Genomic DNA, 24,450 nt, shown 5'->3' with positions numbered 1-24,450 from the left:
AGTAGTCTGGGTTTTGCAGCATGCTTGGGGGCTTGACTCATGGTCGGAGATTCGAAAATTTTTGGGCTGCTGATTTTAGGTATGTCATGAAAGTATTCGACCGAAACCTAAGAACCCGTCTGAAATGCCTAAGGCCAGGTTATGGCGAACGACTTTTCAGGCAGGTTCCCAAAAAGCGCCCATTTAATTGAAATACAACAGTACCCATAGTTCGGAATCGAGCTATGGGTTGTTTTTTAAGAGAAAAGTCTATGTTTGATAAACTAGAAACCATTGAACTCCGTTTCAATGAAATTGAAAGCCAGATGTCGCGAGGCGATATCGATGGCAAGGAGCTAACGCGGCTTTCTAAAGAACGGGCCACCATCGTCGATATTGTCGAGGCCTACCGCGTTTATAAGCAGCAAAAAGAAGAGCGTGATGCTGCGAAAGAGATGTTAAAAGAAGATGATCCGGATATGCGGGCAATGGCTAAGGAAGAGTTATCAAGCCTTGAAGCGGCCATCGAAGAATCTGAAAGTAACCTTCAGATTCTAACCTTGCCTCGCGACCCCAATGATGAAAAGAACGTCATCCTCGAAGTTCGTGCTGGTACTGGTGGGGAGGAAGCCTCGCTCTTTGCTGCCGATTTGCTGCGGATGTACACCCGCCATGCAGAAAAAAGTGGTTGGAAGGTCGAGATGATGTCCTCCACAGAGTCGGCATCCGGGGGATATAAGGAAGCTGTCGTGCTCATAAAAGGTGAGCGTGTTTTCAGTCGTCTGAAATTTGAAAGTGGTGTTCATCGCGTGCAACGTGTACCACAAACAGAAACCCAAGGTCGTGTTCATACCAGTGCCTGCACCGTTGCGATTCTGCCTGAGGCGGATGATGTCGATGAGGTTCCCATTGATCAAAAAGATCTGGATATCGGCACATTCCGGTCATCGGGAGCTGGTGGCCAGCACGTAAATACCACAGACTCAGCTGTTCGAATCGTTCACAAACCGTCGGGCATTGTTGTTGAGTGTCAGGATGAACGATCGCAGATCAAGAACCGGGATAAGGCTATGAAAGTCCTAAAAGCCCGCCTTTTGGAAAAGATGCAACGTGAGCAGGCTGATGCTATCAGTGCTGATCGCAAGAGTCAGGTGGGAAGTGGCGACCGTAGTGAGAGGATTCGTACTTATAACTTTCCTCAGGGGCGACTTACGGATCACCGCATCAACCTAACTCTCTATAAGCTAGACGGCGTTATGGAGGGGGATATTGGTGAAGTCTTAGATTCTCTCGGCGCTCATCACCAAACAGAGTTATTGAAGCAGTCTTTAGAAGGAAATGTGTGATGGTTGAGGTGTGGACCATCCGCGATATTCTGCTGTGGTCGTCGAATTTCTTAAAAAGTAAGGACATCGACACAGCAAGGCTAGACGCTGAACTTTTGATGAGTCAAGCTCTCGGTTGCCAGCGGATTGACCTATACTGTCACTACGATAAGCCGGTCGACCAGGAAGAAAAAGCTACGATTCGTAGCTATTTACAACGGCGGGCCGCTGGGGAGCCAGTCGCTTATATTCTCGGGCAGCGTGAATTCTATGGCAGAGAGTTCTCCGTTTCCTCCGATGTGCTTATCCCTAGACCCGAAACTGAACACCTCATCGAGGCGGTGCTTGAGCTTCATAAAACTTACGACTTCAAGTCGATTCTTGATGTTGGTACAGGTTCTGGAGCTATTGCCGTAACCCTTGGCAAAGAGGTTCCAGGGGCTCATGTTGAAGCCTGGGATGTGTCTGAGAAAGCCTTAGCGCTAGCGCAGACAAACGCTACTCGATGGGAGCAAGTTGTTGAGTTTAAGGTTCGCGATGCTCTAAAGGAAGATACTTGGCTCGATATCGCGGAACCTTTTGATTTGATTTGCTCGAATCCTCCTTATATTGGCGAACATGAAAAAGGCATCATGGGCGCTTCGGTTCTAAACTTCGAACCTCATGTCGCGCTCTTTGCTGAAGATGGAGGCTTTGCCTTCTACAAGGCGCTGGCAAGGCTTGCCCAACGGGCTCTCACCCCTGATGGTCATCTTGTCCTAGAAATAGGCGCGACGCAGGGGGAAAAAGTCGTTAGTATTCTAGAAGACCATGGCTGGAGAAGTGTGACCGTGATTCGCGATCTAGCCAATTTACCTCGCATCGTGAAGGCCCTGGCTCCCAAAGTATAGGTGGTGCATGTCCAAAGCTTCTGTTTACGATTGGCACTTGTTCAAGCGTTTCATGAGATTCATCGCTTTCTTCTCACTTGGCCTGGGGCTGTCTGCCCTAGTCTATCGCAGCCTCATCGTCTCGGTCGCGATCAGCCTTATTTTTACTTATATTTTGAGCCCCGCGGTCTCCAAGCTTAGCTACAGTGGCAAAGTCGGTCGTAACTGGATCGTATTAGGGGTTTCAATTTTATTTTTCGGTGGTTTCATTAGTGGGGCTGCAGCTATTGTTCCCACTATCTATACCGAGCTGGTCGAGATCCTAAAACAGATTCCGCGGGCGGTGGTTTACGTAAATCAAAAGATCATTCCGATTCGAGATTTTATGGTGAGTCGGGGCTTTATTAGCTACGAAGCTTTCGACAAAATCATTCTTGACCTCGATCTCATGAGGAAGGTGACAACCACCACAACCGATGCCATTCAGAAAGTGTGGTCGAGTACCCCTCAAGTCTTGGGAGGAGCCTTAAATACCGTTCTTATTCCCTTGATGACTTGGTTTTTCCTAAATAATATGAGTAATATACGGCTCTTTATTCAGAGCATCGTTCCCAAGGATATCCAGTCATTAGCCCAATACAATATTCGCAAGATGGATATTATCCTTTGGGGTGTTGTGAAGGGCCAGCTTCTGGTAGCTCTGATCCTGTCGTTTCTCTATATGTTTGGCTTCTCGGTGATTGGCCTGCAATCTGGCATCGCCATAGGGGCGGTGGCTGGGATTTGCCGCATCGTACCCTATCTTGATGTCCTTGTGGGGTCGATGTTGAGTGTTGTGGTGATCATTGGTCAGGGTGGTAGCCTTGGGATGGTCATGGCTGTGGCAGTTGTCATCACATTGGTGCAATTGCTCGATGGCATGATTGTGACTCCTAGAATCATTGGTGATCGCGCAGGCATTCATCCTGTGGTGGTCATCGCCTCGGTCATTGCCTTTGGTGATTGGTTTGGAATCTTAGGGATCATTCTCGCGGTACCGACTGTTGCCATTATAGTCAGTGGCTTGCAGATGGCCTTACCTTACTATCGGAACTCGCCTTTTTTCAAAGGCGAGACTGAATAGGCTCTGCCAATTCAGTGAGGGCGACGCTTCTTCTTCGGGCGACTTTTCGTTGCAGCTCCTTGGACGACAATAACAAAATTCAACTTATCTAAAGTAAGATCAGCGAGAGCGTCCAAGCTCCTGTGATAAAAACCTTCCTGATCCCCCGAAATATCTACGGCAAGAAGGGCTTTGCGGTCGCCTCCGAAACCTTGAGATAAGGCCTCAAGAAGCGCTTTACGTCTATAGGGCGTGTCCAGAAAAACGATAGGATGCGGATTTTGAGCTAGTTCCGCGATCGCGATGCTGCGCTTATCCGGCTCCCGAGGTAAGAAACCATAGTACAAGAAACGAGATTCTAGAAATGGACAGGCAGCCAAAGCCGCTGTCACCGAGCTTGGTCCAGGAATTACTCGAACAGGAGCATCCAAGGAATAGGCAATTTTTAAAAGCTCTGAGCCTGGATCGGCAAGGGTTGGAACGCCTTGGTCGCTCATGTAGCAAACCGTTTGGCCACTCTTGAGGGCTTGCTTAACATCTTCCCTTGTCGAGGCTTCATTATGCTCGGTGAACTTCAGGTAGTCTCGATGGATTCCAGCTGCCTTGAGGGCTTGTCGGGCCGGGCGGTCTTCTTCAAAAACTAAAAGATCAGACTCCCGAAGTGCCGTCAGGCTGCGTTGAGGGATATCGTCTGGTAATCCCAGGCAGTTAGAAGCCAGGATAAGGGTTCCTCTGGCATTCGGTTTAGCGTCGCTCATAAGGGTCCTCAAAGGCGAATGGAAGTGAAAGTACTTGCCTTTCCTAAGCAAGACAGGAAATGTATTATCTTGGGTAACTTGTCATAATATGGTATGTGATCAAGCCCAAGAAGCTGTTTTACTATCAAATTCCTTCCGACTTAGAAAGTGCTGGTCCGAGGTCGCTTACCACACTGGATGAGAAACAGGAGGATCGGGGTCGCATCATTAAAATTGCGTCTGTTTGACACTTTGTTACGGACAGAAACGACAGGGTATATGGACATTCATAAGGCAAAAAGAATCCCAAGGCACGTTGCTATCATCATGGACGGAAATGGCCGCTGGGCCCAGGGGCGTCTGCAGCCAAGGATATTTGGGCATCGAAATGGTGCCAAACGGGTCCGCGATGTGGTTGAGGCAGCGGGTGAGCAAGGTGTTAAGTATTTGACGCTTTACGCGTTCAGTGAAGAAAATTGGAACCGTCCAGTGGACGAAGTAAAAGGGCTATTCCGGCTCTTGTCGAGTTATCTCCGCGACGAGCTGGCCCATTTGAATGAAAACAATGTGCGCTTGCGAAGCATTGGTGAGCGAGACCGTCTGCCGAGGGATTGCCAGGACCTCCTTGAAAAAGCCGAAAAATCGACAGCTGGCAACGACGGCCTACAGCTGGTCCTAGCCCTAAGCTACGGCTCACGGAGCGACTTAGTTCAAGGAATGAAGCGTCTTGCGAGCCTTATCAAGCGTGGCGAGCTTGAGCCGGAAGATATTACGGAAAAGATGGTGGCTCAGTCTTTGAGCACAGCCGATATTCCTGACCCTGACCTACTTATACGCACCAGTGGTGAGCAGCGGGTGTCCAACTTCCTCTTATGGGAAATTTCTTATTCGGAAATGTACTTCACTCCTAAACATTGGCCCGAGTTTGGCAAAAAGGACTTTGCTGCAGCCTTGGAAGCCTATGCTGCTCGCGATCGTCGATTCGGTCGTGTGCCAAAAGGCTTATTCATGTCCAGTAAGCAAATCAGTGCGAAAATTTAGATAAGAAAGATTCTATTTATGCTTAAGCAAAGAGTGCTCACAGTCCTGCTAGCCCTCCCTCTGTTTCTCGCCCTTCTCATCTTAGCTCCTAAATGGGTTCTTATCCCTTTCTTTATGTGCCTTGTTGGCTTAGGGACCTTCGAGATGGCTTCGATGCTCGTACCTCGCCTCGAAAATGCTTTCAATCCAGCATCGCAGCAGTCTAAACCGCCGCTTTGGATTGTGCCCACTGCAGTAGGCTTTGCATGCTTAATATTTCTCGGCTCTTCAGTCTACTCCGCGGATGGTGGTCGAGGCATGGTTCTGGCGGGAATGCTGGGCGGGATTCTCATAGGTTCGTTTTTCGCGCCCGATAATGAGACAGCATTTGCGAGAACAGTCGCTTTGTTAGTATCAATCGTCTATGGTTCTTTCCCATGGCTTGCTACGTGGGACTTGTTTCTTATGGGGGAGGGCTCTCGTTACGTCTTGTATCTTTGTACTGTCGTTTGGGCAGGTGACACTGGTGCTTATTTTGGCGGGAAACAATTTGGCAAGCACAAGCTAGCACCTCGCATGTCTCCAAAAAAGACTTGGGAGGGCTCCATTGCGGGGCTGATTGCCAGTGTAGCAGGGGGGCTTATTTGCAACGCCGTTTACCAAGGGCAATTGGGTCCATGGTTGGTTATCGGCTTGGCAAGCCTCGTCGGAGGGGCATTTGGTCAAATGGGAGACCTAGTGGAATCAACTTTCAAGCGTTTTTCTGGGGTCAAAGACTCAGGAGTCGTCTTCCCTGGCCATGGGGGCTTTTTAGACCGTGTCGATGGCCTACTATTTGCCGCCCCCGTCATTTGGTTTATTTTGTATAATTTGGGTAAATGACTAAGCGAGGCTTTTGATGGAAGCTCTTTCTAACCCTGTAGTAGCAACCATACTCTTTTTAGGGATACTGGTTTTCGTTCACGAGGCTGGTCACTTTTTAGTCGGTAAGTGGTGCGGTATTTCTGTTGAGGTCTTTTCTATTGGCTTTGGCCCTACCCTGATCAGCTTTCAACGTAAAGAAACGAGCTATCGCATCAGTGCTATACCTCTCGGCGGGTATGTCAAGTTTTTTGGCTCTGTTCGAACCGAAGATGTTCCTGAAGAACTCAAGGGAACTGAGTTTTATCGAGCCCCGATATGGGCCCGGCTTGCTACAGTCGCCGCAGGACCCATCGCCAACTTCCTACTTGCCATAGTCGTATTCACTATAATCGGTCTTCATGGGGTCAAGCTTCCACCAGCAGTTGTGGGTGAAATTATGAAGGGGAGTCCAGCGGACCGAGCCGGACTTTCTTTCAACGATCAAATCAAGGAAATCAATGGCGAGGACGTAAAAACCTGGAAAGATCTCCAACGAATTGTGGCTGATAATCCAGGAGAAAAACTTACCTTCGTGATTGAGCGTGACGGTGCACAGCAGGAAATTTCATTAGTTCCTGAAGAGATCGAGGACAAGGAGCTAGCGCGGTCAAAGGGTCGGATTGGTATTTCCCCGACCTTCGTACCATCTACCCTCACAGTGACTGACTCGAACAAACCTATAGCTATGGCTGGTGTTCAAACAGGATTTAGAGTGGAGAAGGTTCGGTTTGACGATGGTCCTGAAATGGATGCAAAGTACTGGCGCCAGCTAAAGAAGTTGTGGTTCGCTGCTGACGGTGCCCAAACTATGACACTTATGGGTTTTAGGGCTAAACAAGATCCGCGCGAGCGAGATGATGAAGAGCGTGCCCTTCAGTCTATTGAGATTGATGTCAGTCAGGTCGAATCCCTTACTCCCGAGAATTTGGGTGTTCGCGATAGTCAGCTAACTATTGGCGTTCTTCTTGAGGAGGTTGAATCATTACAACCTGGCGACGCAATCTTGGCTTGGAATGATCAGAGCGTGGATAATGCCTTTGCCCTGAGCGAAATAATCTCGGAAAATACCACACCCAAAGTGGCCTTGACGGTTCTAAGGAACGGTGAGTCACTAGTACAGGAAGTCGCTCTGAAACCTGTAGACGTTCAAAGAGCCGCCGGTAAGTTGACCCTCTACACTCTACCGGTAATGTTCTGGGGCTCCATGGAACAGGCCGAGTTTGTGGAAGAGGTCTATAGCAACCCTATCGAGGCCCTAGGCTATGGCTTTCAGGAAACCTATACCCTAACAAAAACCATCGCGGGAGCGGTGGTCGGTCTATTTACCGGAGACATGCCTCTTCAGGCCCTGGGTGGACCCATCGCTATTGCTAAAGTAGCTTCAGACTCCGTAAAAATGGGTCTCATTGCGTTTCTGCACTTGCTCGCCATGATTAGCATTAACCTGGGCTTGCTCAACTTGATTCCCATTCCAGTATTAGACGGTGGGCAACTTTTGCTTATTGGCGCAGAAGGTGTCGCTCGAAAACCATTGCCCGATGCTGCTATTGAAGGTTATCAGAAGATTGGCTTTGTGATGGTGCTCGCGCTGATTGCAATGGCAACTTACAATGACTTGGGGCGTTTCTGGGCATCCATGATGAAGGGTGCTTCGTCCTTATTTTAGAAGAGTGTTCATGAATCAAAAGAAAACAATCATCATCGACACCTCCCTTAAGGGGGTGTCTCTTGGTTTAGGCCTTCAGGCAGGAGATGGATTTGAATGTCTTGCCTGGGAAAGTTTCTTTTCAAACCACATCGCCGCGGCGAAGCTGCCTAGCCTTTTAAAGAATTTCCTTCAGTTACACGAGTGGAGCTTGAGTGAGGTTGATACTATCCTTGTTAGCCAAGGGCCGGGCTCGTTTACGGGCATCAAGGTAGGCCTTAGTTTCGTGTCTGCACTTGGGTCGACCCAGGAGAACTTGGAAATCATCGGCGTATCTCCTCTCGAATGCCTGGCAAAGTGGCAAGGGAAAATAGCTTGGTTTCTTCCAGCAACAAAAACACAAGGCTATTTGTGCCTAAGTGACATTGATGATCGAGCAACCATGTATGTGGTTGATGTAAAAGATGGGGAGCTATTGCTTGCTAGGGAGGGCGATCGCCAGGATACTTCTGTCGATGTTCTTGGGGGCCGAGAGATCAAACTCCTTCTGCCCTGGGACAAACTTGAAGCGGTGCTTGAGCAGAAAGGCCTTGGCTATCAACGAACATCGCTTCCGGTTGCGACGGCCCTGTGCTTTGATGCCGTGACCGGGCTTCTCACAAACGGGCAACTGGTGCGGTCGGACGAGCTTGTGCCTCGTTACGTTCGAAAATCGGCTCCGGAAGAGCTTCTCCAAAAGAAAGGATAAGGATGAAATTTAAAGGTGCACGACGCAAGAAACCTTTGGGCGGCGCTGTCTATATACTCCCTAACTTATTTACCACAGGAAACCTCTTTTTTGGTTTTTTCGCGATCATAAAGTGCCTTCAAGAAGACTTCATGTGGGCTTCGGGAGCGATTCTACTGGCCGCAGTTTTTGATATGTTGGATGGGCGTGTGGCTCGACTCACTGGTGGTACCAGTGAGTTTGGAGTTCAATATGACTCGTTATGTGACCTGGTGTCCTTTGGTGTGGCTCCGGCGTTTATCATGTACATGGCTGGCCTTGATGGTTTAGGACGTTTAGGTTGGATCATCTGTTTTATGTTCATGGCCTGCGGGGCCTTGCGCTTGGCACGATTCAACGTGCAGTCCTCTATAGGTCAGGCTTCTGGAGATTTTGTTGGCTTACCAATTCCAATGGCCGCTGGAGTGATTGCCTGCTTCGTCGCTGTTTGGAGCGGCTTTGAAGTTGGCCCCAATGACTTTACGATTGTTAAGTGGGTCCATAGCTTGCTAAATGCCAACGACTTTCGGATCGCATTCTTCTGTGTCGCAGGTGTTGGGTTGGCATTAGCTATGGTGACCAATATTCCATACCGGTCTCATAAAACTCTCAACATCAAGGGTATAAAACCTTTCCGCATCCTGGTGCTTGGTGTCGCACTAACAGGCCTTGTAGCCTACCAACCTGAGCTATTTGGCTTTCTTCTCTTTGCTGGCTATGCTGTAAGTGGTCCCCTTGAGTGGATGTTCGGTTGGACGAAAGCCGTTGATGACGATGATATTTTCGAACCAGGGTCTGGAAACGTTTTGGAAACCGCAGGAGAGCGAGGTTACCCCAGTGAAGCCGATAAAAACGATAATTCTGGTTCTTAGTCTAGGGGCTTTCGGAAGCAGCCAGGGCATGGCCCAGGACGAAGAGCTAGGACAAAATGAAATAGAAAACTCCAGCCCAACAAGGCGGCACCGGACCTATCATTTTGGTATAGGTGTGGCGCGACCAATGTCCATTGGCAATGACTACAATCACTACGAAAAGCTATTTGGTAGCGGTAGTGCCTACCCAGAAATCTGGGGCGAGTATTCATTTTTGACCCTTGGGGGTGGTTTTGATTTAGGTGTATCGTTTCGTACTGGTCTTTATCAGGACTCAGGAAAGAGTGCAGGTAATATCGATGTGCCCGATGGCGGCTTGGAACAAGATCTGTCGGATTCGGATGTTGATGCTACCCAGAAGAGTCAGCTAACTCTAATCCCATTGCAAACATCTCTGAGCCTCAGCTACGCCCCATTTTCGAGTCGTTTTCTCGTGGCTAGCGTCTGGGGTGGCCTGTCCTATACCTATGTTGAAAATACGACTCAAGCGAATCTTGATTCATCGGTAGACCAATCTGAAGTGGTTCCGTTTGTCAATTCTGGATTTAACGTCGAGCAAGTCGTAGGGGCTTCTCTGTCGTTTGATGTCAGTAAAATTGATCCTCGTGCAGCATATTCGCTCAAGGTCTATGGAATCAGCGGAATATTTTTGACGCCCTTCTTTCAAACGGTGACAACTGTCAGTAACGAAGTTGGGGTTTACGACCGAACCACTTTAGGAGTGATGTTCAGCTTCGAGGCTACAGGCACCTAAGTAATATGACCCAATATCGACTAGAACTCGCCTATGTGGGCACCCCCTTTCATGGTTGGCAGTCTCAGCCATCGGGTAACTCAATCCAGGATCATCTTGAAAAATGCCTCGGTGTCTTCCTTAGGGAAGATGTCACGGTCATAGGCTCCTCAAGGACCGACAGTGGCGTGCATGCGGAGCAGCAGGTTGCGACATTCCGAAGCAAAGCAGACTTCAATACACATCGGCTCCTCAAGGGAGTCAATGCTATGTTGCCTAATGAGGTTTCGGTGCAGGCGATTCAAGCAGTTGACCCCAACTTTCATCCGATCCTTTCGGCGACAGCAAAGCTCTATCGCTATCGGATCTGGACCCATCCGGTTCCGAGTCCATTTCTGCGGGAATTTTCTTGGCACGTTCATAATTTGAATGATGACCTTCTTCGTCGTGCTGCGCAGGATTTTATCGGTGAGCATAACTTCAAAAGCTTTTGTGCCACAGACTCATCGGCTAAAACTTTTGTGCGACGAGTCTTGGACATTCACTTCGAAAGCCACCCCAGATGCCTCGAAATCTATGTCCTTGGCGAAGGTTTCCTGAAGCAAATGGTCCGAAATATGGTCGGTACCCTAGTCGAGATTGGCTTAGGAAAACTGCCAGCTGATGCTATTCCAGCAATCGTTGGTGCCCAAGATCGCAAGGCGGCTGGCAGAACCGCGCCAGCGGCAGGTTTGAGCCTTGTGAAGGTCTTCTATGACCAGCCACCTGAGAAGGTTGACCTGGGCTTTTTATGCGAAGAGTCTCTGGGGTTTCGCCTCATCTAGACTGCTTTCCCAAGCCTTGCCTTTTTGATACTCTAGAGAGATAGCGATCATCACGGATTAGAGGGCATTATATGTTCCATAAGCTTTGTTTTGGAATCCTCACCAGTGTTGGATTAGCCCTTAGCTCCTGTCAAACGAAGTCAGATTTTCCACCACTCCCAGAAGACCCTCTTGACCTCGAAAAGCAAGAATCTTTGTCGTCAGACCTATGGTCTCCTGAGCAGCGACGTGCAAATGCCAACTACTACTTTTTGCTCGCCGAAGATCGACTTTTGGCCCAAGATCGAGAAACTGCGCTCAAGCTCTACGAGCTCGCCTACAATTTAGATCCGAGTTCTTACCTTGCCGCGAAGCTGATAGCTTCCAAGGCCTACCTCAAGCCTGAAGAAGCTTTTACCCAAATCAAGCGCATGGTACTCCTTTATCCGAAAGATCCAGAAATCAATGTCCTGCTGGGCCAATTTCAGTTGGCTAAAGGGCAATTGCAATCCGCTGTGAAGCAATTCAATCGAGTTCTTACCATCGACTCCGAGCGCTTGGATGCATATATCGGCTTGATACAGGCCTATCGCGCCATGGGCAAGCCTGAAAAAGCTGTGATTATCGCCGAGGAGATGGTCAAGGCTGATCCAAACTTTGCGGATGGTTGGGCTCTCCTTGCCAAGATGTACCTAAGTGATAAGAAACTTAAAAAGGCCAAGAAGGCCGCAGAGCGAGCCTACACCCTGCGGAGTAACAACCCTGAGTATATTCACCTCTATGCTATAACCCTGGAATTTAATGGCCAGTCAAAGAGAGCAGTGGAGCTTTATGAGACGATCTTTCAAATGAACCCGAATAATGATGATCTCATTGCTCGGATGGTGAACCTTTACAAGCAAATCGGAAGCCTAGAAGAGGCGTTATCTCTTTTGGAAGAGGTGGATCGTAATAGCCAGAAGGTTTCCATTCCTGTGAAGCTTCAGATAGTCTTTCTTTACTGGGAACTCAAAAATTATGAGAAGGCTGCCAGCCTGCTCGAAGAGCTTAATCGAGACTTTCCCGACAATAGTCGCATCTCGTATATGACAGCCCTTGGTGCAGAAAAGATGGGACGACCAGAAAGAGCTGCTGAGCTTTACCAGAATATTGACGAAAGCTCTCAGTTCTACATACATGCAAAGTATCGGGAAATACTTGTCCATCGCGAACTAAAACAATTTGATATTGCGATCGGTATCGGCAAGTCAATCGTTTCCAGTAAGCATGAACGGGCTCCCGACTTCTACCTATTGATAGCCAACCTATATGGCGATCAGAAAAAATATGACTCCGCTGTAGAAGTTTTGATTAAGGCAAGCCAAGAGTACCCAGAACGGACTGATATATGGTTTCTACTAGGGATCAATCAAGAGCGTCAGGGAGATGTGGATGACTGCATTGAAACGATGAAACATCTAATAAAAATTGATCCCCAGCACGCAGGCGCATACAACTATCTAGGATACTTGTATGCTGAGCGAGGAGATAACCTGGATGAGGCAGAGATGCTGATTAAAACAGCACTCAAGATCAAGCCTAACGATGGCTACTATCTCGATTCTTTAGGCTGGGTTTACTATCAGAAAAAGCAGTACAAGGAAGCTCTTGAAATTTTACTTGAAGCCAATAAGTATGCCCCCAACGAAGGTGTCATTCTTGAGCATATTGGAGACGTATATCGTGCAATGGACCAGATGGATAAAGCCTATAGCTACTATGAGAAAGCCAGTAAGGCTCGTATGGACCCAAGAGATCGTGATCGCATACTTAAAAAATATGAGGAGTTCAAAGGCAGGAATGCCTAAGTGGGCTCTTTCGTTACCCCTTCTTGCTTTTGTGAGTGCTTGTCAAACTACGTCCTATATTGAACCAAAACTTCCCATTGCTGTGGAGCGATTATTTTCTACATGCAGTCAAGGAGAGGGCAATGTTTTTCTTTCTGTTCGAGATCAAGGACAGTACTTATTTGGTACAGAGATGGACTGGGTCGCAAACGGTAGCCAAGCTTGGAGTTTAGAGGCGTATAACTCCTTTGGCCAAACTGTTGGGCGAGTTCATGGTGATTTGCAAAAGCCAGGTTTGCTGCTGTCGCTGCCAGCGATCGATGCTGGGCAAGTTTCGGTGGACGAGAATAAAAGTATTTACATTCAAGGTCACTATATCGGCATCAAACTTGATGAAATCCCCTGTCTACTCACTGGTAGAATACCTAAGTCGTGGCAAGCCAATATCACCAGCTATGAGGAAACCCAGAAAGGAGCCAAGCTCGCTTTTCATCATGGCAACCGCAATATTAGCCTTATCTTAAATGATCTTGCTAAGGTACGACCCTCATTTTGTGCTGATTATCAATGGTCTGAATATATGGGTTTTGTGAATCATCAGTTTGAACACTGCTTTTTGGGTAAAGACCCTGCGAGTTCCCTGATTAAATACGGCCAAGGAGTAACGATCAAGTGGGTGGAAAAAACATCAATCTAGTGTCCTTGTCGTCACTGTTGGAAGAGAAGCAGGCACTTTCCCCGACCAACTTGCAGTTGATTGCCAAGTTCAAAGAACAATGGGGAGTATCGACCTACGATGCGATCGTCGAGACCCATCTGCTAACAGAGCGACAAGTTGCAGATATTCTAGCTGATTACTTTCGAGTAACTCGTGTCTATGCGATTGCAGCTAACGATATTAAAGACGACGCTTTCGAAGCTATTAGCTTTCACGACGCGCGACGTCTAGCTATTTTTCCGCTCGGAACTGACCCCAGGAAGGATGAATTTAAGGTCGTGATTAGTGATCCAACAATGGTTGATCTAGAGGCGTTTCTTAGGGATACCTTAGGAGCATATCAATATAGTATCCACGAAAAGTCGAGAATTCTGGATGCAACCCTAAGGTTCTATCCGATCGTAAGCCAGCTGCCCAGCCTAGTATTCGACAAAAGTGATACGGAGACGTCATGACGAGCCTAAAAAAGAAGATAGTTCTTACTGGAGGAGGCACAGCTGGTCATGTAATGCCTCACATAGCCATGTTACCGCGATATGCAAAGCAAGGAATTGAAGTTCATTATATCGGCTCAAAAGGAATCGAAAAAAAACTTATGTCCTCCCATGAGAGGGTCGTATTTCATCAAATTTCCGCCGGCAAGCTAAGGCGTTATATTTCCCTTCAAAATCTTATTGATGTTTTTAAGGTCGCTTGGGGAACGATACAGTCATTTTTTATCCTGGCCATGATTCGACCCCAGCTCGTTTTTAGCAAGGGTGGCTTTGTTAGTGTTCCCGTTGCCGTCTCCGCTTGGTTGCTGCGAATTCCAGTTTATTCCCATGAAAGCGACCTAACTCCAGGCCTGGCAAATAAGATTATCAAACCTTTCGCTCAGATGATCTTCTATAGCTTCCCAGATACAAAAAAGTATCTCGATCCCTCGAAGTCTCGGTTGGTCGGTTTGCCGATTCGGGAAGATTTGAAAAAAGGTGACGCACATAGGGGAGCGGTTTTCTGTGGTTTGAGCGATCAGGAGCCGACTGTTTTGGTCATGGGAGGAAGTCTCGGTGCCCAGCGAATTAATGAGGCACTGGAAGAAATTTTGCCAGATCTGGTGATTCGATTTCAGGTCATTCATATCACGGGTCAGGGTAAAGGGTTAAACTTTCAACATCCGAAGTACAAGAGTTTTGAGTTCGTCGGCCCCGAATTGAAAGATATCTTTGCTTTGTCGGATTTTGTGGTCAGTCGTGCAGGTGCCAACTCTATCTTCGAGTTTTTAGCCCTCAAGAAGCCTATGCTACTGATCCCCTTAGAAATCGGGAGCAGGGGAGATCAGGTCGACAATGCCAAGTGCTTTGCCAAACATGGAGTGGCCAGAGTTCTACGGGAAACGGAACTATCTGGCCCGGCACTCAAACAAGCGATAGAGAGCTTGGATCAGGGTCGCAGTCAAATGACTAAGGCGATGACCGACTCTTTCGTGCCATCGGATGCGGAAGGTTTGATTCATCATGCTTTTGGTCCAAGACTCGGCGTGGCGGCGCAGTGACTACATCCCAAAGCTCGCCTTAAACAGGTATCGGGCTCCCACAATACTGCTGGTGCGGGCGAAGGTTAAATCACCAACTCCTGGCCAGGCGCGGACTTGCAGACCAATAAGGCTGCTAGAATCTTGAAATTCACTTTGGAATGTCTCATCATTATCAAGTCTAAGGCTTGGTTGCGTCTCGAAGTTTTGATCAATCTTATGCTGACCGAGACTATATTTTGCGAAGAGTGTGAAGTAGCTGAATATAGAGTAGTCTGCGACCATGTCACCTTGAAAGCTTCTCACTTCCGTAGAGTTTAATCCATAGATGCGGCTGTGGGCCACCCGAAGACCAAATGAAGGGAGTTTGAAACCTTCAAAGAATGTCCACTGGAGGTGGCTGCCTAGCCTGGATACTTCAGAATCAATCGCTTGGGAAAGAACAATTCCCAGATCGATAGGCCACGGGGTACCTTTATGCAGGTAGACATTGACGAGTTCCAAGCGACCAGTTTCGGAGTTAGGTTGAGCATAGATCTGGCGATTCAAGCTTGGTGCTTCGCGCCACTGGTGTTCCTCAAGGCCGATCCCAACCTTTAGCCCTAAAGAACCACGGGAGAAGGCAGGTTCCAGCGGGTTATACTGATTGAAGTCCACCAGCTGCCTCGATGGGGAAGGGTCCCCAGCAAAACACACTTCGCTAATCATGATGAAAATAGTAGTTAATAAAAATAGATACGAGATTCCCATCATAACTTGAGTTTCTCCTATTGCTAAATACCAGCCTGACGGCTATCTAGTGGATTGTATGGAAGTCTTATTCATAGATCATTATGACAGTTTTAGTTTCAATCTCCTAGATTGGCTGCAAAGGGGATCGCATAAACTCGATCTGATTCGAGTGCCCTTCGATCGGATGAATGAGTTCGATCTTTCTCAGCGAAAGCCACTCGTGCTCTCCCCTGGTCCCAAGTCTCCTCGTGATGTCTTACAAAGTCTGTCCTTAACAGCAGACATGATGGGGAAAGCCCCTATTCTGGGAGTTTGTCTCGGCCATCAGATACTTGGTGCGGTTTTAGGAAGCCGAACGATCCAGGCTAAGAGTCCATTTCATGGCTCGCGTCGGGATGTGCATGTGTCCAAAGGTTCGCAGCTTTTCCCATTAGGTGGGTTGCTATCGGTTGCTACCTATAACTCCCTCGTTTTAGATCAGTCTATGCTGAAGGAACATTGGATTACGGGGGTTAACGATTGGGGTGAGGTCGAGATACTGGAGTATTGGGATGATGACTACCCTGCTGTAGGGGTCCAATTCCATCCCGAGTCTTTTCTGAGTGAAGGGATGGAGCCCCTTCTTCAGTTTTGGCTAAGGCAGTGCCAGCAATTCTATTCTGGTAAGTCCTGAAATCAAAAAACTGACTAGACTTCTGTAATAGCCCCTTTATCGATGCCTTCGTAGCAGTGAACTCGTACAGGTGCTTGAATATGGAAGCGCTCTTTGAGGTGCATGGCGACCTCAGTCGTGATCGATTCGATCGATGTAAACGACTTTACAAAGAAGGTGCGACTCAATGGGATCTCGGCTTTATAAGTGCCTAAGCTCCCCGTGTAAGCCAAGCTCACAGATTCATCGCGATTCATTCGCATACCTGGTTCGTACACACCACTGGTCACCTGGTCTACAGATGCGATGTGAACGATGGAGCCAAACAAATCGTGGGCAACATATCGCTCGAGATCAGTGCGTCGTTCGTCAGCAACGAACACTTCCACGCGGCTGCGATGGCCATGGAACAATCGTTGGCATAAGCCTTCGTGGCCTGTGATGCCATGGGTATAGCGGAAAAAGGTGCTATGAGCATCGCCTTCTTCCTTACGGAGCTTTACAGCGACTTTCTGGATTGTATTCGGCAAGCGATGACGAACGAGCTTCGTACACTCCTGCTCGATAATGTTGCGAGTTATCTTCAAAGATCGAACTGGGTAAACCGAGCCTTTGGGGCACTCGTAAGTCCAAGTTGAGTTATTACCGATAAGTTTAGTCTTTGCTGATAAGGTCCAGCGCTCGTTATCTCCTGCGGACTCAAACTCCACCGAGCTTGACTTGATAGGGATCAGAAGGGCGTGATCTACCGTCTCCTTCAGGATCTTTTTCACAAGCTTTTTAAGGAGGCTAAAATCGTAGACGAAGCCGTTATCATCCAGTGCACCACCTACCTCGACATCGACGTACCAAGACTTGCCTGTGACGCCGACGCTTGGATCGAAGGTCGCGCAGTCTATCCTATCGACATCTTTAATAAAAAGGGTTCCGACTGGCTCTCTATTAACCGTCTGGCTGAATGTATTGTCCATGTCTTCCTCCGCCAAATTATCGACATCTCAAGAATTTTTTTGGAAACTCTGGTTGCGGAGAACGCCGCAGCCCACTATAACGCTGTGAAAGTGGTACACCCACTATCAGGAAATGGTACTGTATATAGGATCTTTTTGACGGTTTCAAGTATAAGGTGAAGGAAAAACGAGAAATGTCTGGAAATAGAGAAGTAAAAGTCCGCATCGCACCATCACCGACCGGCGACCCCCATGTGGGAACTGCTTACATAGCTCTTTTCAACTATGTTTTTGCTAAGAAAAACGGGGGTAAGTTTGTCCTTCGCATCGAAGACACCGACCAGACCCGGGCGAAGTCGAGCAGTGAAGCCCAGATCCTTAGTAGCCTGAAGTGGTTAGGCTTGTCTTGGGATGAAGGTCCTGATGTTGGGGGCGACTTTGGCCCTTATCATCAATCCAAACGACTCGATATTTATAAAGAGCACTACGAGCAGCTTATTGCTTCTGGCAAAGCCTATCGGTGCTTCTGTACTGCTGATCGCTTGCAGGCCTTGCGAGAGGAACAAAAAGCTGCTGGCAAGCAAACCAAATATGACGGCAAGTGTCGCGATATGAGTCAGGAAGAAGCTGCGAAGCTTGTTGCCGACGGAGTTCCGTCTGTTGTTCGTTTGAAAATGCCGCTTGATGGCACGACCAAGTTTAATGATGAGTTACGCGGCGCCGTGGAGATTAACAACGAGCAGCTTGATGACCAGGTCCTCATCAAGTCCGATGGCTTTCCGACCTATCACTTTGCCAATGTGGTCGATGACCACCTTATGCATATTAGCCATGTGATTCGCGCTGAAGAATGGATTTCATCAACACCCAAGCATGTGCTCCTTTACGAGGCCTTTGGCTGGGATGAGCCGACCTGGATCCATATGCCATTGCTTCGCAATACAGACAAGTCGAAAATTTCTAAGCGTAAGAACCCCGTATCCTTGGATTACTATCACCGGGCGGGGATCTTGCCAGAGGCGATGGTGAATTTTCTAGCGCTCATGGGTTGGAGCTATGGCGATGATCAAGAAATCTTCTCACTAGACCAGATGATCGAAGTTTTTGACTTCAGAAAGGTGTCCCTTGGGGGGCCAATCTTCGATCAAGTGAAGCTTAACTGGGTGAACCAGCACTACATGCATCAGATGAACGAAGATCAGTTTGTGAATTATGTTCGTGAGCAAATCTTCTCTGAAGACTACTTGAGAAAGATGAAGCCTCTTGTTTTGGAGCGTATGAGCCGCTTTGAGCAATTCACCGACAACAATCAGTTCTTTTTCAACGGTGCTTTAAACTATGATGGTTTAGCGATCGTGCCCAAGGGTAAAGAAAAAGGCGAGATGAAAAAGATGGTGAAGGGACTCGTTGAAAAACTAGACGATCTTTATGAGTGGGATGTTGATCATATTGAAGCATGTCTTAAGGCCTACAAGGATGAGCTTGGTTGGAAGCCAAAAGACTTTTTTATGCCTATCCGACTGATGATCACTGGTCGAAAGGACTCTCCACCTCTCAACGAGACTATAGAAGTCTTAGGTCGAGAGATTGTGAGGTTCCGATTGCGTGACTTCATCCAATCAAGCCACTTGAAATAGGCTTATTGTAGAAGGTCGATAAGCTGATTTCTGGACAAGGATTTGAAGATCTCTTCATCCTTGTCCATAAACTTCTCAAACAGCTCATTTTTCGAGTTGATCAAAGCATCGATTTTTTCTTCTAAGGTGCCACGATTCACAAGCTTTAATACCTGAACATTCTTGTTTTGACCCATTCGATAGACGCGATCGGTTGCTTGATTTTCTTTACTCGCGTTCCACCATCGATCGTAGTGAACGACGACCGACGCAGCTGTGAGATCGATACCCACGCCACCGGCTAGGAGTGAGCCAACAAACACTTTACAATCTTCCTGTGTTTGAAATTTATTGATAACCGCCCCGCGATTCCGTGTGGAGCCAGTAAGGGTTACGTGGCCAACATCTTCGTCAGTTAGATACTGAGAAATGATTTTGATCATCTGGACATACTGACTGTAAATCACGACCTTGTGACCACTACCAATGGCTTCTTCTAGGATTTCCTTCAAGAGTTCGAACTTACCGGACTCTGAGCTTTTGTAGTCCAAAGTCTTTTCTACTAATGCTGGGTGATTGCAAACCTGCTTGAGCAATGTCAACGTAGCAAAAACATGAAGATAAGGTACTGGAGAACTTTCGTTCTTAAGCTGCTCAATCAGCGGCCGCCCCTTCATGCTAAGAACTTTTTTATAGATCTTGACTTGCTCAGGGGACAAGGTGCAGTGCCTGATATCCTCTACTTTGGGTGGAAGATCTTTTAAAACGTTGGACTTATTGCGTCGCATTTTGAAAGGGTGGATGAGCTTTTGTAGCTCCAGCTCTGTTTCAGATGCATTGCCTTTCTCTATAGGAGATATGTAGTGGGACTTAAAATATGAGTCGGAGCCCAAGTATCCTGGAACCAGAAAGTCAAATATGTTTTTTAGCTCACCGAGATGGTTCTCCATTGGAGTCCCCGTAAGGCACAGCCTAATGCGACCCTGTAGTTTGCAAACTGCTCGGTAGGTCGCGGTGTCATTATTCTTAACAAAGTGAGCCTCATCCAGAATGACTGCGTCCCATTCAGATTGCGTTAGGTTTTTTAGATCACGTAGCAAAACACCATAACTGGTGATGAGAAGGGCGTGGTTCTTTTCAAAGATCTTAAAATTATGGCTGCGTTTGGGACCGTGATGTTTCATCGGTTTTAGGTTAGGGCAGAAGTCATTAACCTTGTCTTCCCAGTGATCTAAAACCGTGGTCGGACAAATCACCAGAAATCGTGCGTCTGGCTTGATTTTTTGAATCGCCGACATAAGCGCCATCGATTGGTGGGTCTTGCCGAGGCCCATTTCGTCAGCTAGGAGCCCGTGTAAATTATTTTGGTAAAGCCACCACATCCACTGTAGACCAGTTTCCTGGTACTCCCTAAGATCTAAGTTGGTATGCTTAAGCGACGGTAGCTTACCTACAGGCTGAAACTCCAGGCTGCTGCGGATTTTATTTAGCATGGCTTTGCTGCCGACAAACTGATCGAAGTCTCCCACAGCAGCCTTCAGCCGAAGCAGACCTAAAGAGTCTACTTTGAGATACTTGCCAGTGTCATCGAGGTCCCAGTTATGCTCCTTGATAAACTCAGGAACTTTTACCCATTTGTCACCTTTCTTCAGATAGTCGCGTTGGTTCTTCCGAAACTGGACCATGAGATCCACCATGGAAACACTCGATTTCCCTTGACCATAACTGGGATCTAAGTAGAACCAGCCATCCGTGGACTTGTGGATTTTTATCTGTGAAAGCTCTGGAGTGCTATCGATTTGATGAGACTTGAGATTTTCGTCGAGCCAAATGGGGCCGTACTCTAGATATTCTTGAAAGCCGCGATCGACGAGATCGGCAGCTTGATCATCTTTGAAGGTCTTCTTCAGTGGTAACTCATGCCAGTCGCCGTGGACATCTGCTAGATTCAGTTTCCAATAACCGCGCTGAGGGTAGAAGAAATATTCTTTGCCAATGTAGCGACCAGCAGATTTTATCGGAATGAATTCAAATGTACCTTCTTTGCCGTTAGGGTTCTCTTGGTTAACGAGCTTATGAAGACCGGTTTGATTTGATATGGATGTATCGACCTGACCGAGAGATTTTAGGGTTCTTGCGGTATGTTTGATCGCAATGACTTTTTCAGCAACAATCTTTTCATCCTCAATCTGATAGATCCTTGTCCCTAAAGTCACAGGTGTTTGGTAAACCTTAAGCTGCTTCACCTCGTCAGTCGCAGACTTGAGTTTGGGAGACGATGCCAAAAACTTGGCGGCCTCATCTAGCTGGAAAGTGTAGTTTTTAAATTCTCCTGGTTTAGTCTCGGCACGAACTCGGATTGTTGGCCCTTTAGCCATAAGCCTGATGCTATGAATATTCTTCAGATGGCTCAGGATAGATTGAGCTGCACCATCCTGTTTTGCAGGTTCGGGCTCCTCTTTCTTCTGCGCAGAACGCACCTTGCGGGGCACGGTGGGAGCTTTAACAGGCATTTTTGAATCGATCTGTGCAAGGAACTTGCCGTGGTCATGCTGCAAGCAGATCATGAGTGCAGAGATGTGCTCGCAGTATTGGCCTGTAGTTCGGTTCTTCCGGCAAGTGCACTCGATCCATTGAATGAACCTACCATTGGGATGAACTTTTAGCCGAACTTCTAGGTCTCTCCCAATATTTGATGTTACTTTTCCAGTAATAAGTCCATGAATATGTTGAACTTCTTTGACCTTACCGGTGGTATATAGATCGAGGCCCTCGTGCCAGTCGAACTCAGCAGTATGTTCGTAGAAAAAGTCTAGGATGTCGGTTTTCACAATCGGTGACTCGTCAAGATGGGTGCCGCTAAGCATCAGTATATCACAACCAAAAAGTCCGATTTACACTGTCACTTTTTTGGCGTGAAGTAAGGACTTAGGCAAAAATTATCTCAGATTACCCTATTTTTGCTGAATAAACGCCTGAATTCTCTCATGAAAGACAACCCTGGTGAAAATTCTCATTTAAGGAACAAGTAGGGGGGCCGATACTTTTCTCGAAGGATGCTCGCGATGAGTTCTATATGTTTCGCAAAAGGACAGGCGGTACCTGTGGATAGCAAAGAAGCATTTTTGTCTGCAAAAATCTTAGTTGATTTCATTCGGGATTTTACCTTCTTGTCTGAGCAACAGCTAATGGCGATTCGAAAGCTAATGGAATCGACCGTGCAAGACATTATGTCTTCGGTGAATCATATCAGCTCAACAGCAGACGACAAGATCGAAAAAGCGTCGCGGGTGTTAGTTAAGGACGATCAATCCGATGACTTCATGAATGCATCAATGGAAGAGGCAGATACAAAAGCGACGAAAACAAGTGAAAGTGCCTACGAACAAAGGCGAATCGCTCTAGAAAATAAATTGAGGCGCTCGGGTGGTGTCTTCTCCAAGCATATGGAAGCCCTGAGCACAATGGATACTGATGTGCAAGACCTGCTTGTTAAAGTGGTTGGCTCGGTTTCTATGGATGATGTCATGGCGCAAAGGCTGAGCCACGTGACACAGTCGATCCACTTGCTACGAGCTGGCCTGTCGAAAGTTGTAAACGATCACCGTGTGTTTTCAACACAGTCGAGTGTCAAGCAACTGCGTAATGAGATTTTAACCGAGGTGTATCGAAGTTATACCGCCGAGGAAGAGAAGCAAATATTTCATAAGATTTTTGGGCAACCAAAGGTAAGTAATAAGAAGGTGTCTTAAGACTTTTTAACTAGGGAGAGTATCATGGGTAAGAAAGTGATGATCGTGGATGACTCCAAGACGATTCGTCAGCAGGTGAGTTTCACATTGACTAAAGGTGGCTACGAAGTGATTGAAGCGGAAGATGGTGCTGATGGTATCGAGAAGCTCAAGGCAAACGCTGATGTTGCGATGGTGATCAGCGATGTGAACATGCCTAACATGAATGGTCTTGAGATGGTTGAAAAACTAAAAAGCGAGGGAAGCACTGTACCAGTTATCATGCTGACAACAGAAGGTGCTTCAGATCTCATCCAAAGAGCAAAGGATGCTGGAGCAAAAGGATGGTTGGTAAAACCATTCCAACCTGATCAGCTAGTTGCAGCGGTTTCTAAAATAGCAGGTTAATGCATTCAGCATTAACCTGAGAAATTTCGGGAGTGTTCATGGCCGATGAGAGCTTAAAAGGTGGCAGCTCGTACCTCATCGACTTCCTGGAACATTTTTCGGCGCTGATGGAGTACCAGCTCAATCACATCCGAGGAACGATGGAAGGTACGGTTGATACTGTGATGGAAGGCGTCAAGAATATAAGCAGCATTACAGAGCAGAAGCGTAAAGCCGCAGAAGATGCTCTGGAACAAGCATACTTTAATCCTGATGCTGAAACACAAGTTCTCGTGGATGGTCTCCAGAAGATGATCGATGATCTTTTCGACGAAGTGAAGGATAAGTTCGAAAAGGGCGAGGATTTATCTGCTCTGACGACAGCCGACCCTGAAGTTCTCCTGCAGAATAGACTCAAGCGATTCGATAGTAAGTTCATGCGAGACATGCGCAATGTCAAAAGTCTGGATGATGATCTACAGAACTTCTTGTTAGGGATGATTGGTGCTCTATCATCAGAGGATGTTATTGCTCAAAGACTCGATCACGTAATTATGGCACTGAAAGTACTGCAGACAGGCTTGAACTACGTTCTGATCGACTATGACAATCGTTGTAACATCGGAGAACTTGAGAAAGTTACGACGGACATAAAGAACTACACTTTCCGTCAGTATACGACCGAAGATGAAAAGAATGAATTTTTGACTTACTTTCCCGACCTAAAAAAATCTTCTTAACATATAATACATGATCAACAGGCACCCTGAGGGGTGTCTGATTCTACTTAGGCACCGTCAGCATCTGTTTCTGTATCGGTTGTGGTATCAGTTTCCGCCGGGGGGCAAATGCTTGTGTCCTTTTCGCTTGTGGCCCAATCATCGAGGCCAGTCGCTAATTCACCAGTTACCGCTGAGCTACCTGTATGCTGAGTCTTTAGATATGCCACTAACTCGTCTGGGTCCCCTTGGTGTTTGCTGTCTGCTAAAGCCAAAAAGGTTAAGCGGTCTGTTGCTGTATCTCCTGAGAGGGTTGGAGCAGTGGACGAATGGCAGTTGCATCCAGCTGATGTGAAGCCCAGAGCTAAGGCATCCACTGCTGCCTGACAAAATGCTACACCACCAGCACCGCCGGCATCACTCGTGCCTTGGTAATTAATGTACCGAGTTCCGGTAATTCCACAGCCAACCACAAGAGTGGCTGTGACCGCTAAGAGGAAATAGACTGACTTCATATTTAGGTCCTCATGGTTTCCCGTCAGTCCTATATCGGAAAATTTCCTTAAAACTTTAATATAATTGATATTTTTGTGAATCGACACGTTGGCATAGATAACATTGCGATTTATTTTAAAAAAAAATCTCTTTTTTAGGGTTTAGGTGTTGACGAGTTGGGGGCAAGTCCGTATAAGTCTTCCTCACGCCACTGATGAGGAGTTAACAACAACTCACAGCAAACGGTTGAAAAACCAAGGCAAAGTTCTTTGAAAACTGAATAGCTAAAGACGCAAAAGAATTACAAACGTCAATTTCGAGGAATGATGAGCAATCATCATCCTGTCATCTGGAGGC

24 protein-coding genes are annotated in these 24,450 nt (G+C 47.2%); 19 read left to right on the top strand and 5 right to left on the bottom strand.

Features of this window, described 5'->3' with window-relative positions:
• The first annotated feature begins 251 nt into the window (after positions 1-251).
• The 3 genes from prfA to B9N89_RS00110 are packed head-to-tail and all read left to right on the top strand — an operon-like array spanning position 252 to position 3,296.
• Positions 252-1,325, top strand: a complete 1,074-nt coding sequence (gene prfA / locus B9N89_RS00120; RefSeq protein ID WP_132314839.1) for a peptide chain release factor 1 — start codon at positions 252-254, stop codon at positions 1,323-1,325.
• Positions 1,325-2,194, top strand: coding sequence for a peptide chain release factor N(5)-glutamine methyltransferase (gene prmC, locus B9N89_RS00115; protein WP_132314841.1), 870 nt, complete (start codon positions 1,325-1,327; stop codon positions 2,192-2,194). The genes prfA and prmC overlap by 1 nt, the downstream gene beginning before the upstream one ends.
• A gap of 7 nt (positions 2,195-2,201) precedes the next feature.
• The gene (locus tag B9N89_RS00110; RefSeq protein ID WP_132314843.1) at positions 2,202-3,296 is read left to right on the top strand and encodes an AI-2E family transporter; all 1,095 of its coding nucleotides are present in this window, start codon (positions 2,202-2,204) and stop codon (positions 3,294-3,296) included.
• Positions 3,297-3,307: 11 nt separating this feature from the next.
• On the opposite strand, the gene B9N89_RS00105 is transcribed toward B9N89_RS00110, so the two are convergent.
• Positions 3,308-4,033: an SAM-dependent methyltransferase gene (locus tag B9N89_RS00105; protein WP_132314845.1), complete on the bottom strand. Its 726-nt coding sequence runs from the start codon at positions 4,031-4,033 to the stop codon at positions 3,308-3,310.
• 177 nt (positions 4,034-4,210) lie between these two features.
• Here B9N89_RS00105 and B9N89_RS00100 point away from each other — a divergent pair, with 177 nt between their 5' ends.
• The 11 genes from B9N89_RS00100 (at position 4,211) to B9N89_RS00050 (ending at position 14,832) form a co-directional block, all read left to right on the top strand.
• Positions 4,211-5,053: an isoprenyl transferase gene (locus B9N89_RS00100; protein ID WP_132314847.1), complete on the top strand. Its 843-nt coding sequence runs from the start codon at positions 4,211-4,213 to the stop codon at positions 5,051-5,053.
• An 18-nt stretch (positions 5,054-5,071) separates the two neighbouring features.
• Positions 5,072-5,914 (top strand): phosphatidate cytidylyltransferase, encoded by an 843-nt coding sequence (locus B9N89_RS00095; protein ID WP_132314849.1) that lies wholly within the window; start codon positions 5,072-5,074, stop codon positions 5,912-5,914.
• Positions 5,915-5,930: 16 nt separating this feature from the next.
• Positions 5,931-7,601, top strand: coding sequence for a site-2 protease family protein (locus B9N89_RS00090; protein ID WP_132314851.1), 1,671 nt, complete (start codon positions 5,931-5,933; stop codon positions 7,599-7,601).
• 10 nt (positions 7,602-7,611) lie between these two features.
• Positions 7,612-8,328: a hypothetical protein gene (locus tag B9N89_RS00085; RefSeq protein WP_132314853.1), complete on the top strand. Its 717-nt coding sequence runs from the start codon at positions 7,612-7,614 to the stop codon at positions 8,326-8,328.
• 2 nt (positions 8,329-8,330) lie between these two features.
• The gene (pssA, locus tag B9N89_RS00080) at positions 8,331-9,218 is read left to right on the top strand and encodes a CDP-diacylglycerol--serine O-phosphatidyltransferase (protein ID WP_132314855.1); all 888 of its coding nucleotides are present in this window, start codon (positions 8,331-8,333) and stop codon (positions 9,216-9,218) included.
• Positions 9,184-9,972 carry a hypothetical protein gene (locus B9N89_RS00075; protein WP_132314857.1) on the top strand — a complete coding sequence of 263 codons (789 nt, stop codon included), beginning with the start codon at positions 9,184-9,186 and terminating at the stop codon, positions 9,970-9,972. The genes pssA and B9N89_RS00075 overlap by 35 nt, the downstream gene beginning before the upstream one ends.
• Positions 9,973-9,977: 5 nt before the next feature.
• Complete coding sequence (truA, locus tag B9N89_RS00070) at positions 9,978-10,775, top strand: tRNA pseudouridine(38-40) synthase TruA (RefSeq protein WP_132314859.1); 798 nt, start codon at positions 9,978-9,980, stop codon at positions 10,773-10,775.
• Between the two features lie 71 nt (positions 10,776-10,846).
• Positions 10,847-12,601, top strand: a complete 1,755-nt coding sequence (locus B9N89_RS00065) for a tetratricopeptide repeat protein (protein WP_132314861.1) — start codon at positions 10,847-10,849, stop codon at positions 12,599-12,601.
• Positions 12,573-13,277 (top strand): hypothetical protein, encoded by a 705-nt coding sequence (locus tag B9N89_RS00060; protein ID WP_234996047.1) that lies wholly within the window; start codon positions 12,573-12,575, stop codon positions 13,275-13,277. Before B9N89_RS00065 ends, B9N89_RS00060 begins: the two co-directional genes overlap by 29 nt.
• Positions 13,253-13,753, top strand: coding sequence for a GspE/PulE family protein (locus B9N89_RS00055; protein WP_159455042.1), 501 nt, complete (start codon positions 13,253-13,255; stop codon positions 13,751-13,753). Before B9N89_RS00060 ends, B9N89_RS00055 begins: the two co-directional genes overlap by 25 nt.
• Positions 13,750-14,832, top strand: a complete 1,083-nt coding sequence (locus tag B9N89_RS00050; RefSeq protein ID WP_132314867.1) for an undecaprenyldiphospho-muramoylpentapeptide beta-N-acetylglucosaminyltransferase — start codon at positions 13,750-13,752, stop codon at positions 14,830-14,832. The genes B9N89_RS00055 and B9N89_RS00050 overlap by 4 nt, the downstream gene beginning before the upstream one ends.
• Here B9N89_RS00050 and B9N89_RS00045 read toward each other — a convergent pair whose 3' ends face one another.
• On the bottom strand, positions 14,833-15,564 hold the full coding sequence (locus B9N89_RS00045) for a hypothetical protein (protein WP_132314869.1): 732 nt from the start codon (positions 15,562-15,564) through the stop codon (positions 14,833-14,835). It lies immediately after the preceding gene.
• A gap of 55 nt (positions 15,565-15,619) precedes the next feature.
• Between B9N89_RS00045 and B9N89_RS00040 the strand changes: the two genes are divergently transcribed.
• Positions 15,620-16,216 (top strand): aminodeoxychorismate/anthranilate synthase component II, encoded by a 597-nt coding sequence (locus B9N89_RS00040; protein WP_132314871.1) that lies wholly within the window; start codon positions 15,620-15,622, stop codon positions 16,214-16,216.
• 14 nt (positions 16,217-16,230) lie between these two features.
• On the opposite strand, the gene B9N89_RS00035 is transcribed toward B9N89_RS00040, so the two are convergent.
• Entirely contained in the window at positions 16,231-17,166 is a 936-nt protein-coding gene (locus B9N89_RS00035) for a 6-carboxytetrahydropterin synthase (protein ID WP_132314873.1), read from the bottom strand.
• A 173-nt stretch (positions 17,167-17,339) separates the two neighbouring features.
• Here B9N89_RS00035 and gltX point away from each other — a divergent pair, with 173 nt between their 5' ends.
• Positions 17,340-18,782, top strand: a complete 1,443-nt coding sequence (gene gltX, locus B9N89_RS00030; protein ID WP_132314875.1) for a glutamate--tRNA ligase — start codon at positions 17,340-17,342, stop codon at positions 18,780-18,782.
• Between the two features lie 2 nt (positions 18,783-18,784).
• On the opposite strand, the gene B9N89_RS00025 is transcribed toward gltX, so the two are convergent.
• Complete coding sequence (locus B9N89_RS00025; RefSeq protein WP_159455041.1) at positions 18,785-21,592, bottom strand: DEAD/DEAH box helicase; 2,808 nt, start codon at positions 21,590-21,592, stop codon at positions 18,785-18,787.
• A 234-nt stretch (positions 21,593-21,826) separates the two neighbouring features.
• Between B9N89_RS00025 and B9N89_RS00020 the strand changes: the two genes are divergently transcribed.
• From B9N89_RS00020 to B9N89_RS00010, 3 genes are read left to right on the top strand one after another with little or no spacing between them, the layout of a single operon-like run.
• A complete protein-coding gene (locus B9N89_RS00020; RefSeq protein WP_132314879.1) occupies positions 21,827-22,513 on the top strand; it encodes a hypothetical protein in 687 nt (228 codons plus the stop codon).
• Positions 22,514-22,537: 24 nt separating this feature from the next.
• Positions 22,538-22,900, top strand: a complete 363-nt coding sequence (locus B9N89_RS00015; RefSeq protein WP_132314881.1) for a response regulator — start codon at positions 22,538-22,540, stop codon at positions 22,898-22,900.
• Between the two features lie 38 nt (positions 22,901-22,938).
• On the top strand, positions 22,939-23,619 hold the full coding sequence (locus B9N89_RS00010) for a hypothetical protein (protein ID WP_132314883.1): 681 nt from the start codon (positions 22,939-22,941) through the stop codon (positions 23,617-23,619).
• Between the two features lie 47 nt (positions 23,620-23,666).
• On the opposite strand, the gene B9N89_RS00005 is transcribed toward B9N89_RS00010, so the two are convergent.
• The gene (locus B9N89_RS00005; RefSeq protein WP_132314885.1) at positions 23,667-24,113 is read right to left on the bottom strand and encodes a hypothetical protein; all 447 of its coding nucleotides are present in this window, start codon (positions 24,111-24,113) and stop codon (positions 23,667-23,669) included.
• Positions 24,114-24,450: the final 337 nt, after the last annotated feature.

The sequence above is a fragment of the Pseudobacteriovorax antillogorgiicola genome (assembly GCF_900177345.1).
Taxonomy (GTDB): domain Bacteria; phylum Bdellovibrionota_B; class Oligoflexia; order Oligoflexales; family Oligoflexaceae; genus Pseudobacteriovorax; species Pseudobacteriovorax antillogorgiicola.
This window is presented reverse-complemented; position numbering and strand designations above follow the sequence as displayed.